General features: G+C 69.3%; 12 protein-coding genes. 5 read left to right on the plus strand and 7 right to left on the minus strand.

Translation table 11 applies throughout. The features are described from left to right. Position 1: 1 nt before the first annotated feature. The 4 genes from VFH59_RS09660 (at position 2) to VFH59_RS09675 (ending at position 7,669) form a co-directional block, all read left to right on the plus strand. Entirely contained in the window at positions 2-2,047 is a 2,046-nt protein-coding gene (locus tag VFH59_RS09660; RefSeq protein ID WP_325164681.1) for a transglycosylase SLT domain-containing protein, read from the plus strand. Between the two features lies 1 nt (position 2,048). Further along, positions 2,049-3,281 carry a multifunctional CCA addition/repair protein gene (locus VFH59_RS09665; RefSeq protein WP_325164682.1) on the plus strand — a complete coding sequence of 411 codons (1,233 nt, stop codon included), beginning with the start codon at positions 2,049-2,051 and terminating at the stop codon, positions 3,279-3,281. Between the two features lie 117 nt (positions 3,282-3,398). Continuing rightward, positions 3,399-5,387, plus strand: coding sequence for an LTA synthase family protein (locus VFH59_RS09670; protein ID WP_325164683.1), 1,989 nt, complete (start codon positions 3,399-3,401; stop codon positions 5,385-5,387). Positions 5,388-5,458: 71 nt separating this feature from the next. Continuing rightward, entirely contained in the window at positions 5,459-7,669 is a 2,211-nt protein-coding gene (locus VFH59_RS09675) for a hypothetical protein (protein ID WP_325164684.1), read from the plus strand. A 53-nt stretch (positions 7,670-7,722) separates the two neighbouring features. Here the strand turns inward: VFH59_RS09675 and VFH59_RS09680 are convergent, their stop codons facing one another. From VFH59_RS09680 to VFH59_RS09710, 7 genes are all read right to left on the minus strand, one after another. Further along, entirely contained in the window at positions 7,723-8,931 is a 1,209-nt protein-coding gene (locus tag VFH59_RS09680) for an ABC transporter permease (protein WP_325164685.1), read from the minus strand. Beyond that, a complete protein-coding gene (locus VFH59_RS09685) occupies positions 8,928-9,662 on the minus strand; it encodes an ATP-binding cassette domain-containing protein (protein ID WP_325164686.1) in 735 nt (244 codons plus the stop codon). The genes VFH59_RS09680 and VFH59_RS09685 overlap by 4 nt, the downstream gene beginning before the upstream one ends. Beyond that, entirely contained in the window at positions 9,659-11,224 is a 1,566-nt protein-coding gene (locus VFH59_RS09690; RefSeq protein WP_325164687.1) for an alpha/beta fold hydrolase, read from the minus strand. Before VFH59_RS09690 ends, VFH59_RS09685 begins: the two co-directional genes overlap by 4 nt. A gap of 233 nt (positions 11,225-11,457) precedes the next feature. Then, positions 11,458-11,847 carry a hypothetical protein gene (locus VFH59_RS09695; RefSeq protein ID WP_325164688.1) on the minus strand — a complete coding sequence of 130 codons (390 nt, stop codon included), beginning with the start codon at positions 11,845-11,847 and terminating at the stop codon, positions 11,458-11,460. A 19-nt stretch (positions 11,848-11,866) separates the two neighbouring features. Then, a complete protein-coding gene (locus VFH59_RS09700) occupies positions 11,867-12,058 on the minus strand; it encodes a helix-turn-helix transcriptional regulator (protein ID WP_325164689.1) in 192 nt (63 codons plus the stop codon). Continuing rightward, entirely contained in the window at positions 12,055-12,462 is a 408-nt protein-coding gene (locus VFH59_RS09705) for a hypothetical protein (protein ID WP_325164690.1), read from the minus strand. The genes VFH59_RS09700 and VFH59_RS09705 overlap by 4 nt, the downstream gene beginning before the upstream one ends. Positions 12,463-12,466: 4 nt before the next feature. Then, positions 12,467-13,066, minus strand: a complete 600-nt coding sequence (locus VFH59_RS09710) for a hypothetical protein (RefSeq protein ID WP_325164691.1) — start codon at positions 13,064-13,066, stop codon at positions 12,467-12,469. Positions 13,067-13,517: 451 nt separating this feature from the next. Between VFH59_RS09710 and VFH59_RS09715 the strand changes: the two genes are divergently transcribed. Continuing rightward, the gene (locus VFH59_RS09715) at positions 13,518-14,090 is read left to right on the plus strand and encodes a fimbrial protein (protein ID WP_325164692.1); all 573 of its coding nucleotides are present in this window, start codon (positions 13,518-13,520) and stop codon (positions 14,088-14,090) included. The last annotated feature ends 37 nt before the right edge of the window (positions 14,091-14,127 follow it).

Consider the following 14,127-nt stretch of genomic DNA (forward strand, 5'->3'; position numbering starts at 1 on the left):
GATGACCCCGAACGCCTCCCCGACCGCCCGCGCGCGTCGTCCCTTGTCGCACCTCCTGTTCACCCTGGCCGCCTGGCTCTGCCTCGTGGCGTCGGTGCGCGCCGCGCCCTCGCTGGCCGACCAGCGCGTCGCCTTCAAGCAGGCCTGGGCCGTCGCGCAGCAGGGCGGCGACGGCTGGCGCAGCTGGGCCAAGGGGCTGACCGACTACCCGCTGTATCTCTACCTGGAGGAAGCCGCGCTCGAGCACGACGTGGACACGCTGGACCGCGCCACCGTGGCCGATTTCCTCGCCCGCTACCCTGACCTGCTGCCCGCCGCCGACCTGCGCCGCGCCTGGCTGCTCAGTCAGGCGCAACAGCAGCACTGGGACGCCTTCCTGGCGCTGTACCAACCCGGCCTGGGCGACACGCTCGCCTGCGACGCGCTACAGGCGAAGCTCGCGCAGGGCGGCACGCTCGACTTCGCGCATGACCTGGCCGCGCTGTGGGACAGCCCCGCCCTGCCGGGTGCCTGCGACCGCGTGCTCGACGCCGCGCACGCGGCCGGCCTGCTCACCGACGCCCGGCTCTGGGCGCGGATCGACCGCGCGGTCGACGCCGGCCAGGGCGGCACCGTCGCCGCGCTGGCGGCGTGGCTGCCGGGCGGGGAAGGCAAAGCGGCGGCGCGGCTGGCGCAGGCGTTGCGCAATCCGGCCGGCGCGATCGCCGACGCGGTCAACTGGCCCGACACGCCGCGCCATCGCCAGGCCGCCGCCCTGGCGATCCAGCGTCTGGCCCGGCGCGACACCGACGCGGCCGACGCGGGCTGGCAGCGGCTGGCCCCGCGCTTCACCTTCACCCCGCAGCAGCGCGACCGTATCCGCTACGCGCTGGCGCTGTTCCACGCCACCGACTTCGACGACCATGCGCTGGCCCGCCTGGCCGCCCTGCCCGCCGACGTACAGACCGACACCAGCCGCGAGTGGCGCGCCCGCGTGGCGCTCGCGCGGCAGGACTGGCCCGCCGTGCTGGCCGCCATCGACGCCATGTCCGCCGGTCAGCAGGACGAAGACGAGTGGCGCTACTTCCGCGCCCGCGCGCTGGCCGCCACCGGGCACCCGGACCAGGCCGATGCGCTCTACGCCAGGCTGGCGCAGGAACCGACCTACTATGGCTTCCTGGCCGCCGACCGCGTGCAGGACGATTACGCGATCTGCCCGCTGGATCCGCCCGACGACGGGCAGCGCGAGCAGGCGCTGCTGGCCAGGCCGGGCCTGCAGCGCGCCTTCGAGCTGTTCGCGGTGGACCTGCCCCAGCTGGCCCGGCGCGAATGGTCGCGTGCGCTCGGCGGAGCCGACGCGGCCACCCTGCGCATTGCCGCCCGGCTGGCTTACGAGCGTGGCTGGTATGACCGCGCGGTGTTCACCTATTCGAGCGGCGATGCCCTGCGCTACTACGACCAGCGCTTCCCGCTGGCCAGCCAGGACGGCGTGGTGCCGCAGGCGCAGCAGGCCGGTATCGATCCGTCCTGGGCCTACGCCATCGCCCGCGCCGAAAGTGCCTGGATGAGCGACGCCCACTCGGGTGCCGATGCGCGCGGCCTGATGCAGCTGCTGCCAGGCACCGCCGCGCGCGTGGCCAGACAGAACGGCCTGGCCTGGAGCGGCGGCGAGTCGCTGTACGACCCGGCCGTCAACATCATGCTCGGCACCCGCTACCTGGCGCAGATGGCCGCGCGCTTCAACGGTGCGCCGTGGCTGGCCAGCGCCGCCTACAACGCCGGACCGAACAAGGTCGACGAATGGCTCGACGAACGCGGCAACTTGCCCCCGGACCTGTTCGTGGCGACCATTCCATACCATGAGACCCGTGACTACGTGGCGCGCGTGATGGCCTTCGCCGTGATCTACGACTGGCGCCTGTCCGGCAAGGCCCTGCCGCTGGCATCGCGGATGCCCTCGATCGGCCAGCCGTACAGCCTTCCGGACGTCCAGACGCCGCGCAAGGATGTCACCTGCCCCAGTGCGGCGCCGGCCAGCGCCGTCGCCAGCACCGGCGCGACGCGCTGACATGCGCCGCTACCTGGTCGGCGGCGCGGTGCGCGACCGGTTGCTCGGCCGCCCGGTGGTCGACCATGACCACGTGGTGGTGGGCGCGACGCCGGCGGCGATGCTGGCGCAGGGCTACAAGCCGGTAGGCAAGGATTTCCCGGTGTTCCTGCACCCGGACACGGGCGAGGAGTACGCACTGGCGCGCACCGAGCGCAAGACCGGGCATGGCTACCACGGCTTCGCCTTCCACGCCGATCCCGGGGTGACGCTCGAGGAGGACCTTGCGCGGCGCGACCTCACGATCAACGCCATCGCGCAGGACGAGGAGGGCCACCTGGTCGACCCGTTCCACGGCCAGCGCGACATCGAGCAGCGCGTGCTGCGCCACGTTTCGCCGGCGTTCGTCGAGGATCCCGTGCGGCTCCTGCGCGTGGCACGCTTCGCCGCACGCTTTGCGCCGCTGGGCTTCCACGTCGCCGGGGAAACCATGGCGCTGATGCGCGCGATGGTCGTCGACGGCGAGGTCGACCACCTGGTTCCCGAGCGCGTCTGGGCGGAGACCCGCCGCGCACTGGCCGAGCCGCAGCCGTCGGCGTTCCTGCGCGTGCTGCGTGAAGCGGGCGCGCTGGCGGTGCTGTTTCCCGAGGTGGACGCGCTGTATGGCGTCCCGCAGCGGCCCGAGTACCACCCGGAAGTCGACACCGGGGTGCACCTGGAGCTGGTGCTGGACATGGCCGCGCGCCTGGCGCCCGGCGACGACCTGGTCGGCTTCTGTGCGCTCTGCCACGACCTGGGCAAGGCGCGCACGCCGGCGGACGTGCTGCCCAGCCACATCGGACACGAACATGCCGGCGTGGCACCGCTGCGGGCACTGGCCGCGCGGCTGAAAGTGCCGGCCGAGCATGCTGCGCTGGCCGAGCTGGTCTGTCGCGAGCATCTCAATGCACACCGCGCACTGGAGCTGCGGCCGGCCACGGTGTTGCGGCTGCTGGCGCGGCTCGACGCGCTGCGCCGGCCACAGCGGCTGGCCACGTTCCTCACCGTCTGCGAGGCGGACAAGCGCGGGCGGCTGGGGCGGGCCGACGCGCCCTATCCGCAGGCGGCGTTCCTGCGCGCGGCGCGGGAAGCCGCCACGTCCGTCGGCGCCGCGGAATTCCTCGCACGCGGCCTGGCCGGCCCGGCGATCGGCGAAGCGATGGAAAAGGCGCGCGTGGCGGCGATCGCCGCGGTGCCCAAACCCGCCGCCCCCTGAGCTTCCCCGCGCCTGCGGCGTGAGCAGGCCCGAAGTCCCGCCGCGGGCCCGATCCTAAGCGCCGGCCAAGCGCGACCCTGTATAAAGACCTGTTGCACTCCAGATGCGAACCACACCATGCCCTTGATCGACACGACCGAGCATCCCCTCCGCCAACGCTTCCGCCCGCTGTGGTGGCTGGGCGTCACCTACCTGCTGATCGGTGCCGTCACCCGTATCGTGTTGCTGGCGATGACCGGCCCGGGCGTGCCCGCCAGTCCGCTGTACTGGCTCTACGCCTTCGGCGTCGGCGCCTGCTATGACCTGGTCACGCTGCTCTACGTGGCCTGGCCGTTGCTGCTGTTCCTGTGGCTGGTGCCGCGACGAATCTACGTGTCGCGCGTGGGGCAGGGCCTGCTCTACCTGCTCGCCTTCCTGCTGATGTACGGGCTGCTGTTCGTGGCCGCCTCCGAGTTCGTGTTCTGGGGCGAATTCGGCGTGCGCTTCAACTTCATCGCCGTCGACTACCTGGTCTACACCACCGAGGTGATCGGCAATATCCGCGAGTCCTACCCGATCGGCCTGTGGATGAGCCTGATCGGACTGCTGGCGCTGGCGATCGTGTGGCTGGGCCGGCGCTGGCTGCGCACGCGCGACACCGGCAGCCGCTTCCTGCGGCGCGGCAAGGTCGTCCTGGGCTGGCTGGTCCTGACCGTGGTCTCGGTGTTCGCTGTCAGCGGCACCCTGAAGGACCGCAGCGAGAACATGTACGTCAACGAGCTGGCCGGCAACGGCATCTACCAGTTCTTCGCCGCCTTCCGCAGCAACCATCTGGATTACGCGCGCTTCTACCGCACCCTGCCCGATGACGTGGCGTTCGGGCGGGTCCGCTCGTCGCTCCAGACGCCCGATGCGACCTACCTCAGCGACGACGCCCACGACCTGACCCGCGCGATCCGCAACCCCGGTCCGGAGAAGCATCTCAACGTCGTGCTGATCAGCGTGGAAAGCCTCTCGGCCGACTTCCTCAAGACCTTCGGCGCCAGCCACGGCGAGATCACCCCGCACCTGGACGCGCTGGCCAACGACAGCCTGTTCTTCGACAACGTCTATGCCAACGGCACGCGCACGGTGCGCGGGCTGGAGGCGCTGTCGCTGTCGATCCCGCCCACGCCCGGCGACTCGGTACTGAAGATGCACCACAACGAGAACCTGTTCTCGCTCGCGGACATCTTCAACGATCGCGGGTACGTCTCGGAGTTCGTCTACGGTGGCTACGGCTACTTCGACAACATGAACTACTTCTTCGGCCACAACGGCTACACCCCGGTGGACCGCAAGGACATCCCCAAGGGGGCGACCATCCACAGCGAGAACGTGTGGGGCGTGGCCGACGAGGACCTTTACACGCTGGCGCTGGGCGAGATGGACAAGATCCACGGCGATGGCAAGCCGTTCTTCCTGCACATCATGACCACCTCGAACCATCGCCCCTTCACCTTCCCGGCCGGGCGCGTGAAGCAGCGCAACGGCACGCGCGAAGGCGCGGTGGCGTATACCGACTGGTCGATCGCCGACTTCATCGAACGCGCGCGCAAGCGGCCATACTTCCGCGACACGGTGTTCGTGATCACCGCCGACCACGACGCCTCCAGCGCAGGCAAGACCAGCCTGCCGGTGAACCGCTACCACATCCCGCTGTGGATCTACGCCCCCGGCCACATCACGCCGCGGCGGGTGCATCGCTTCATGAGCCAGATCGACATCCCGCCGACCCTGCTGGGGCTGCTCGACTTCAGCTACCGCAGCCGCTTCTTCGGCTACGACATCTTCAAGCTGCCGGCCGGACGCGAGCGGGCCTTCCCCGCCACCTACGAGAAGCTCGGCTATCTGCGTGGCGATCTGCTGACGATCCTGGAACCCCAGAAGAAGGTCGAGCAGTTCCACCCGGATTTCACCAACGGCGACGCCCGCCCCGCGCTGCCGCGCAACCCCGGTGACATCGACGACGCCACCGCCTACTACCAGGTGGCCGCCGAACTGTTCAAGCAGGGCAAGCTGGTGCGCCGGCCGTCGGACAGCCAACCGGTGCCGGCGGTGCCTGCCACCGTCGAGCGAGGCCAGTAGGACACCAACGGGACCGGCGGTCCGGCACATCGATTGCGCACCCGCGCCGGCCCGCCCTGCAAGGACGATCCATGCGGCACGAACCCCTTCGCCCGTACTACCTGCTCGGCCTGGTCTGGCTGCTGCTCAACCTCCCGCTTTTGCTGGGCGTACGGGTCGTTCCGTGGGACGCCATGGACGAGTTCTTCCCGACCGTCTACTTCAACGCGCACAGTCTCCACCACGGCCTGGCGCCGTGGTGGAACCCGTACATCTACTCCGGCTTTCCGCAGATTGCCGACCCGCAAGGGATGCTGTTTTCGCCACTGCTGATGGCCTGGATGCTGTTGCCCGCGGATCCGGGCGTCACCTGGTTCACCTGGGGCGTGCTGCTCCATCTGCTGCTGGGTGCGGCGGGCATGCTCGCCTTCCTGCAGCGCAAAGGGGCCAATGCCTTCGGCGCGCTGATGGGGGCGACGGTGTTCATGGCCGGAGGCGTGGCTGCCTCGCGTCTGGAACACACGCCGATCGTATTGGCGTATGCCTACGTGCCGCCGATCCTCTTCACGCTGCAGCGCCTTATGGACCGGCCCGGCTGGCAACGCGGCGCCGTGCTCGGCCTGGTGGCCGGCGCGTTTGCCACCCACCTGGTGCAAGTGACCTATCTGTTCGCCCTGATGGTGAGCGGCTACGCGCTGGTCGCGGTCGTCCGGCGCTGGCCGGGCTACAGCCCGGATGAGCGCCGGCGGTGGATCGGTGGCACGTTGCTCGCGGTGGTGCTGGCGGCGGGCATGGCGCTGCCGCAGCTGATTTTCAGTTGGGCGTATCTCACTCTGTCCAACCGCGCGGCGCTGCCGCTCGCCGCCTCAGGCAATGCCTCACTGAGCTTCAAAGCCTTCCTGACACTGCTCGACCCGAACGCGCTGCATGCGCTGCGCGGCAGCTACGACGGACCGGCCAGTCGGGTGGAGGGGTACTTCTACCTGGGCGCCGTACCTACCCTGCTGCTGGCTGGTCTCGCCGGTGCGTGGCGCCAGGGTAGCCAGCGGCGGCAGATACTGTTCTTCGCGGCCGTCGCCCTGCTCGCCACGCTCTACATGCTCGGTTTACACACGCCGGTCTACGGCTTGTTGTACGCCTGGCTGCCCGGCATGCAGCATCTTCGCCGCCCCTCCGACGCCGCCTATCTGCTCAATCTGGCGGTCAGCGTGCTGGTCGGACTGGCTGCCACCCATTTCCGGCTGGACTCCCGCCGCCATGTCACGTTGCTGCTCGCTATCGCGATGCTGTGGCTGGTCCTGGCCAGCCTGCACATGCGTGGCACGGGGGTGCGGTGGCAGGGTGCCACCCTGTTTGGCGCCATCGTGGCCGGCCTGGCCCTGTGGAAGCTCCGGCAACCCCGTGGCACCTGGCACACCATCGTCTGGCTGCTCGTGGTGCTGGTGGCCGACTACCGCAGCTTCAACCTCAACGGGACGTTCAACCAGGGCCACGACAAAGCGCGCGACTTCCGTCCCAACCCCGCCGCGCAGTTCGTTGCGCACGCCCTGGCCCGGCCGCCCGGCCAGCTGAAGGACCGCGTGGAGAATCTCGACGGCGGTCCGCTGTGGGACAACCTCGTGGTGATGGCGGATATCCCATCGACGCAGGGCTACAACCCGCTTCACTACGCGCTTTACCAGCAATGGTACGGTGCCAGGGAGCATGGCTCGTTGCCACGGGTCGCCACGCCTTTCAATCGCTCGCCGGCGAGCAAGCTCAGCGACCTGCTCAGTGTGAGATACCTGGTCGCTCGCCACCGCGACGATGCGTGGACACCGCCGCAGGGCTATGCACTTGCGTTTTCCGACGGCTCCACCGATGTGTGGCGCAATGCCTTTGCCTACCCGCGTGTCCTCACTCCGGTGCACGCGCTATCGGCCGCCCGCAGGCCGGCGCCTGGCCGCTGGGAACGCACCGATTTCCGCGACACCTTGTGGCTGACGCCACGTGATGCGGCCGACCGCACCGCAGCCGCTGACGCCGCTGCGACGTGCCACGCGCGGGTGGCGATCGGCAATGTGCAGGCCACACCCACCCGGGTAAGCATTGATGCCCAGGCCCCGGCGGCCGGCTGGCTGGTACTGGGCGACCTGGATTTCCCCGGCTGGCAGGCCGACATCGACGGACGAGCGGTGGCGATCCATCGCGCCAATGGCATGTTCCGCGCGGTGTGCATGCCGCCAGGGCGACACACCCTGAGCTTCGTCTTCCATCCCTGGGCGATGGTCGCGCAGGCATGGCGCAAGCGACCGCACGGATGAGGTGCCGGCGCCACCCGCCCATTCCCATCGGGGAGCGGACGGGTGGCGCTCGATCAGCCGGAAATGGCCAGCCGCTCGGACCGGTAGAGCTGCATGGTCACCAGCGCGGCGACGAGGGCGGCGAGCGAGGTACCCGCCAGGCACAGCGCCAGCGGCACGGCACCCACGCCGTCGCCGCGCACCAGGTCGATGATCCCCAGATGCTGCCCCAGCAGCGGCACGGCATACATCCAGTCCTGCGGTTTGATCGGCATCACCATCAGGAAGATGCTCGGCAGGATCGGCACCATCATCAGCAGCGACAGGTAGGTCTGCGCTTCGCGGTAGCTCTTGGCAAACGCCGCGACCAGCGATTGCAGCGCGCCCAGCAGCACGATCAGCGGGAGCTGCAGCAGCAGCACGTGCAGCGCGAAGGACGGTCCAAGCCGCACTTCCATGCCGAGCTTCTCGGTCGGAATGAAGCGGCCGACCACGGAAAACGCGACCAGACAGATCACCAGGCTGGCGGTGGAGAACGCGCAGATCGCCGCGAGCTTGCCGAGGAACACCTTCCAGCGCGGCACCGGGTTGGCGAACAAGGGCTCCAGCGACTGCCGCTCGCGCTCGCCGGCGGTCAGGTCGATCGCCAGGTACATGCCGCCGATGAAGATGGTCAGCACGAACAGGTACGGCAGCATGTTGAACATCAGCACCGCACGCGACTGCGCGGTGGCCTGGTCGCGCTTGGCCACGAGCACCGGTGAGGCCAGCGCCGGCGAGAGGCCGCGCGCGACCAGCCGCATCGCGCCCTGCTGGCGGGAGTAGTTCTCCACCAGCCTGGTGACGCGCTCGACCGGTGTGCTGGCGTCGCGCTGCGAGGAGTCGTAGATCACCTCCACCTGTACCGGCTCGCCCTTGCGCCAGGCCTTCGGGTAGCCGGCGGAAATGCGCAGCACCAGGTCGGCCTGCTGGTCGCGCACGACCTGCTCGGGGTTCGCCACGGCCGGCTGCGGGACCACGCCGCCGGCCTTCAGCGCGCCGAGCAGGTTGGGCGCGTACTGCGCGCCGATCACCGGTACCTTGAGCGGCTGCTCGGCCTTGTCCAGCTCGCGGTTCACCGTGAAGCTGATCAGCATCGTGAACAGCAGCGGCGTCAGCAGCGGACCGGTCAGGAAGGCGCTGGTGAGCGTGCGACGGTCGCGCAGGTTCTCGCGGACTTCCTTCAGGAACACCGTAAGGAACGCGCGGCTGCGACGCAGCGGGTGGGCTTCCATCCTGTTCATGCGGCCAGTCCCTCATCGGTGCCGATCAGTTTCACGAAGGCTTCCTCCAGGTTCGCCTCGCCGGTCTGCGCGCGCAGCGCATCGGGCGTCTCGTCGGCCACCACGCGGCCGTGCGCGATCACCACGATGCGATCGCACAGCGCCGCCACCTCCTGCATGATGTGGCTGGAGAACAGCACGCACCGGCCTTCGGCCTTGAGCTTCAGCATGAACTGGCGCAGTGCGCGGGTGGCCATCACGTCCAGCCCGTTGGTCGGCTCGTCCAGGATCACGTTGCGCGGGTCGTGCACCAGCGCACGGGCGATCGCGGTCTTCACGCGCTGGCCCTGGGAGAATCCCTCGGTGCGTCGGTCGGCGATGTCGGCCATGTCCAGCGCCTCGATCAGCGCCTCGCGGCGGCTGCGCAGTTCGTCCTCCGGCAAGCCCTGCAGGTGCGCGAAGTAGTCGATGTTCTCGCGCGCGGTCAGGCGCTTGTACAGGCCGCGCGCGTCCGGCAGCACGCCCAGTTGACGCCGCACGGCGAGCGCGTCGGCGGCCGCATCGACCCCGTCGACCAGCACCTGGCCGCGGTCGGGTTTCATCAGCGTGTAGAGCATGCGCAGGGTGGTGGTCTTGCCGGCGCCGTTGGGGCCGAGCAGGCCGGTGATCTCGCCGTCGCGGGCGCTGAAGCTGACGCCGTCGACGGCTTTCACCGCACCGAACGCCTTGTGCAGGTCCTTGACCTCGATCATGGGGTCGCTCCGTTGAAGTCGATGAACAGCGGGGTCGGCTGCAGGCGGTCCAGGCAGCCGGCGTCCAGCTTCCTGGGGTCGATGTCCTCGATGAAGTGCTTGACCAGCGTGGGCGCGCAGCCGGCGCCGATGACGTTGTGGCCCTGGCCCTTGAGCACCAGATGGCGGGCGTTGGACAGGTGCGAGAGCACTTCCTCGCCATACCGCGGCGGCGTGACCGGGTCGTACTGGCCCGATAGCAGCAGCGTCGGGATGGACGCCTGCAACGGCTGGTGGAAGTCGGCCGGACGATCGCCACGGGGCCAGACCGAGCACACCGCCTGCAGCGTGTCGACCATGCGCGTGCCCAGGATGGTGTCGGCGTCCTGCGGCCGCGCCTTGAGCAGGTCGGCGTCCTCGCTGCAGAACACCGAGAACTGCATGCCGCTGTTCATGCTGTCGGCGAGGTCGCCGGTGATCAACTTGGCCTGGCCCAGCAGCGGACCGACGTCACCATGGGCGGCCGCATCGATCGAGAGCGGCAGCAGCGCCGCGGTCACCGGCGAGTAGGCAAACAGGCGCACCACGCTGGCCAGCGCGTCGTCGCTGAGCGTGCGCTCGACGCTCTGGTAGGTCTGCGGATCGCGGAAGCTGACCTTGTGGGGGTTGGCGCGCAGCGCATCGCGCAGCTGGTAGAGGGTCTGGTACGGGTCGCCGAAGTGCGTCTTGCACGCCGGCTCGGCGGTGCAGCGCGCGAACTGCGCCTTGAGCGCGTCCTCCAGGTTGCGTGCGAAGTCCTCGCCCAGCACCAGCGAGTTCGGTACCACGCCGTCCAGCACCAGGCTGCGCACGGCATGCGGATGATGCATGGCGTACTGCTGCGCCATCCGCGTGCCGTAGGACACGCCGACCAGGTCGAAACTCGCCACGCCCAGCGCCTGGCGCGCATCTTCCAGGTCGGCCACCGCCGCGGTGGTGGTGTAGAAGCGCGGATCGGCCTTGGCTTCGATTTCCTTCAGGCACTGCGTGGTCTGCTCGCGCAACCGCTGGGCGTCGAAAGGCAAGCCCTGCGTCGCCTGCGTGGCCTTCTCGACGGCCTTGCACTCCAGCGGATGGGACTTGCCGGTGCCGCGCTGGTCGATCAGCAGCACGTCGCGATGGGCGAGCAACCCGTCGAGGGCCGGCGCCACCGTCGACCAGCTCTCGGTGGCCGCCTGGCCGGGGCCGCCGGCGAGAAACACCAGCATGTCCCCGGCCGGCACCTGCGCTTCTGAGCGGATCACCGCCAGGTTCAGGGTGATCTTGCGGCCATGCGGGTCGGCGCGATTCTCCGGCACCTCGAAGGGCGCGCACCAGGCCGCAGTGGTCAGGCCGCTGTCGGGACGGCCCAGTTCGCAGGCGGTCAGGGTGAGCCGGCCGAGTTTCCAGGTGCGTGGCCTGGCTGCGGCCTGCGGTTTGGCCGCGGCGACCGCGTCGTTCCCGGGCATCGCCGGGGCGTGTGGGTGGAACTGCTTCCACGCCAACAGGCCGAGCCCGACGGCGACCACCACGATGCGCAACACCGTGCGCGGTTTCAATGCCATGTCCTCAGCTCCCTTCCCGTCCCACAGATGTTTTCCGGCCCGCGCCACACGCGCGACGCGGGCTCCCATTCGACGTGCAGGCCGCTCCGCTCCGTGCGCGGCTCGACTCGCGTGGCCACGCGCTCGGCCGGCAGCGCCCGCGAGTCCGCCCCCGACCAGCCGGGCATTCGTGCGCACACAAACAGCAGCAGTGCGGCGACGATGACAGCGGTCCGGTGTTTCACGCGGCCTCCCTACAGCGCCCAGTAGCGGTAGCGCAGCCTGGCCCACAGATGCGCCAGCACATAGCAGCCCCACAGCGAGAGCGGCGCCACCGCGAACGGCACGTCGGCCAGTTTCGAGACGCGCACGAAATACAGCAGCAGGATCACGCCGGTGCCGCCGATGAACGCCAGCACCATCGCCTCCATCTCCAGCCGGCGACGCATCTCGTCCATGCGGCGGATCTGCTGGAACTCCGTCCAGCCGGTCCAGACGTAACAGGCCATCAGCACCGCCAGCGCAGTGGCACGGCCGGCCGGACCCAGCTGGTGCAGCGACACGGCATAGAGAGCCATCGCCACCAGCAGCACCCCCAGGGGCAGGCGTACGGCGAGCAGGTAGTTGCGGGTGTGCCTTTCCATCGTCCCGAGGTCCTGTCCTTCAGTCCGGTTCGAAAATGTTTTCGATCGCCCGCCCGAACAGCCGCGCGATCTTGAAGGCGAGCGGCAGGCTGGGGTCGTACTTGCCGGTCTCGATGGCGTTGACGGTCTGGCGCGAGACGTCCAGCCGCTCGGCCAGGTCCGCCTGCGACCAGCCCTGCTCGCCGCGCAGATCGCGGACGTGGTTCTTCATCGGCGCTGCAGCCTGAGCCACACCACCAGCTTGGCCAGCCCGAAGGCGGCGAAGAAGCACGGCAGCACCAGCAGTGCCACCAGTTCGGCGGGCATGCCCCCGATCACGTCCGCGCTGATCAGCAGGCCCAGGCTGAGGAAGCCGCAGGCGGTGAGCACGGCGGCGGCGGCCAGCGCCTGCAGGTCGATCAGCCGCTCCAGTTCATCCTGTTCGCGGATCACCAGTGCGATCGCGCGCATCGCCAGCACGATCGGCAGCATCGGCAGGAGCGCCAGCAGGGCGCGCAGCGCGGTGCTCGGGGTGTGCGGCACCAGCCCCCCGTACAGCGCGATCAGCGCGCAATAGCCGGCCATCGCCGGCAGGAACCGGCGGAGGTACCGCTGGTGGACCGGGCGCAGGCCCATGGCTTCAGTCCCCGGCACCGGTGGAGCCGAGCCGGCGCCGCAGCCACAGCACCAGCAGGAGCAGCGCGGCGGGCGCCATTCCGACCAGCAGGCCCACCTCGTAGCCGCCGAGCCGACCGCGCCACCAGGCTACCGCCAGCACCATCGCCGCCAAGCCCACCAGCAGCAGCAGCTGGCGGGCCGGGCTGGTGCCCTCGCACGTGGCGCGGGTACCGAAGTGGCGGACCAGCACCCACCAGCGGGCGGCGGCGTAACTGAACATCAGCACCGGGAACACCCAGATCAGGATGCTGCCGTCCAACGCCAGCACCCCTGCCGCGGCCAGGAAGCCGGCCACCAGGCTGAGCGCGCCGAGCAGGGCGGTGGCGGCACCGAGCGCCACCAGATGCACACGCTGTTCGAACTCGTCGCTGGCGCCGATGCGCCTGGCCATCAGGGCGATCACGAACAGCATCGGCAGCACCGGCACCACCGCCAGCATCACCTTGAGCGGCACAGTGGCGGCGGTCCGGCTTAGCGGCCAGACCAGCAGCATCGCGGCCATGTAGACCACCATCGCGACCGACAACTGCCGGCGGTAGCGTGTTTCGTTGAAGCGCGGCATGTGTGGATTCCCCTCCCCGACCTGCCCGTCGCGCGGCAGACCTGTCAAGCAAACTTGACAGACAGCCTAGATCCGCCCCGGGCGAGTGTCAAGCACACTTTACATTGGCGGGTATATCGGCCTTGCCACGCACGCCTTGAGTGATCAAAATGTGATTGTGATCACAATGTGAAACATGTGACGCACAGGGGCAATCCCGGGACTGGGGGGTCCATCGCAGAGGGAACGCCACGTCGCACCGGGAGCGGCGGGTTTTTGACGCAAGTCCTTTCGCGCCAACCATTTGGCGAAATGTTGCGCCAGTTGGCACAGGATTTGCGAAGTCCGTCACAGCCACACAGGCCCTTGCTTGTTGGCGATGCCGCGGACGACAGCTCGGAAAGTTCGCAGGGCCTGCACCGCACCCGATCACCTGAGTCAGTCGCACCAACCCACTTCCAGAGGAACCAGCATGTCCAAGCGCCTTCTCACCGCAGCCCTGATCGCCAGCCTCGGCATCGCGTCCGGCGCCCAGGCCGCGCAGCCTGGCACCGGCACCATCACCATCAGTGGCCGTATCACCTCGGCCAGCTGCTCCATCTCCGTCAACGGCAGCGGTAACAGCAATGCCACCGTCACCCTGCCCACCGTGCAGACGACGGATCTGGCCACTGCCGGTGACGCCACCGGCTACACCGCAGTGACCATCGCCCTCAGCGGCTGCGCCGCCGGCAGCGACACGCCCGCCATCACCCAGGTGCGCCCGTACTTCGAGCAGGGTCCGACCACCGACCTGAGCACCGGTTATCTCAACAACAAGAGCGGTGCCGGCTTCGCCACCAACGTGGCGGTCATGCTGTCCAAGACTGCCGACACGACTGGCAAGCTGGACCTGTCCAAGGGTCCCGGCGCGCAGGGCGTGACGGCCGCCAACCTGAGCGGCAACCCGAGCTTCACCTTCTACGCCGCCTACGTGGCCAAGGGTGGCGCGGCGACTCCCGGCAACGTCAGCACCTCGGTGCAGTACACGCTGGATTACCTGTAAGTCGCTCGATATGGCGGCGGCCGGCTTGCCGGCCGCC

This window comes from Frateuria sp., from assembly GCF_035695185.1.
Taxonomy (GTDB): domain Bacteria; phylum Pseudomonadota; class Gammaproteobacteria; order Xanthomonadales; family Rhodanobacteraceae; genus Frateuria_A.

Excerpts from the sequence above, each read along its gene's own strand:
- VFH59_RS09670 (WP_325164683.1), top strand. The coding sequence starts at position 3,399 with ATGCCCTTGATCGACACGACCGAGCATCCCCTCCGCCAACGCTTCCGC.
- VFH59_RS09705 (WP_325164690.1), bottom strand. The coding sequence starts at position 12,462 with ATGGGCCTGCGCCCGGTCCACCAGCGGTACCTCCGCCGGTTCCTGCCG.
- VFH59_RS09700 (WP_325164689.1), bottom strand. The coding sequence starts at position 12,058 with ATGAAGAACCACGTCCGCGATCTGCGCGGCGAGCAGGGCTGGTCGCAG.
- VFH59_RS09665 (WP_325164682.1), top strand. The coding sequence starts at position 2,049 with ATGCGCCGCTACCTGGTCGGCGGCGCGGTGCGCGACCGGTTGCTCGGC.
- VFH59_RS09660 (WP_325164681.1), top strand. The coding sequence starts at position 2 with ATGACCCCGAACGCCTCCCCGACCGCCCGCGCGCGTCGTCCCTTGTCG.
- VFH59_RS09715 (WP_325164692.1), top strand. The coding sequence starts at position 13,518 with ATGTCCAAGCGCCTTCTCACCGCAGCCCTGATCGCCAGCCTCGGCATC.
- VFH59_RS09675 (WP_325164684.1), top strand. The coding sequence starts at position 5,459 with ATGCGGCACGAACCCCTTCGCCCGTACTACCTGCTCGGCCTGGTCTGG.
- VFH59_RS09695 (WP_325164688.1), bottom strand. The coding sequence starts at position 11,847 with ATGGAAAGGCACACCCGCAACTACCTGCTCGCCGTACGCCTGCCCCTG.
- VFH59_RS09690 (WP_325164687.1), bottom strand. The coding sequence starts at position 11,224 with ATGGCATTGAAACCGCGCACGGTGTTGCGCATCGTGGTGGTCGCCGTC.
- VFH59_RS09680 (WP_325164685.1), bottom strand. The coding sequence starts at position 8,931 with ATGAACAGGATGGAAGCCCACCCGCTGCGTCGCAGCCGCGCGTTCCTT.
- VFH59_RS09685 (WP_325164686.1), bottom strand. The coding sequence starts at position 9,662 with ATGATCGAGGTCAAGGACCTGCACAAGGCGTTCGGTGCGGTGAAAGCC.
- VFH59_RS09710 (WP_325164691.1), bottom strand. The coding sequence starts at position 13,066 with ATGCCGCGCTTCAACGAAACACGCTACCGCCGGCAGTTGTCGGTCGCG.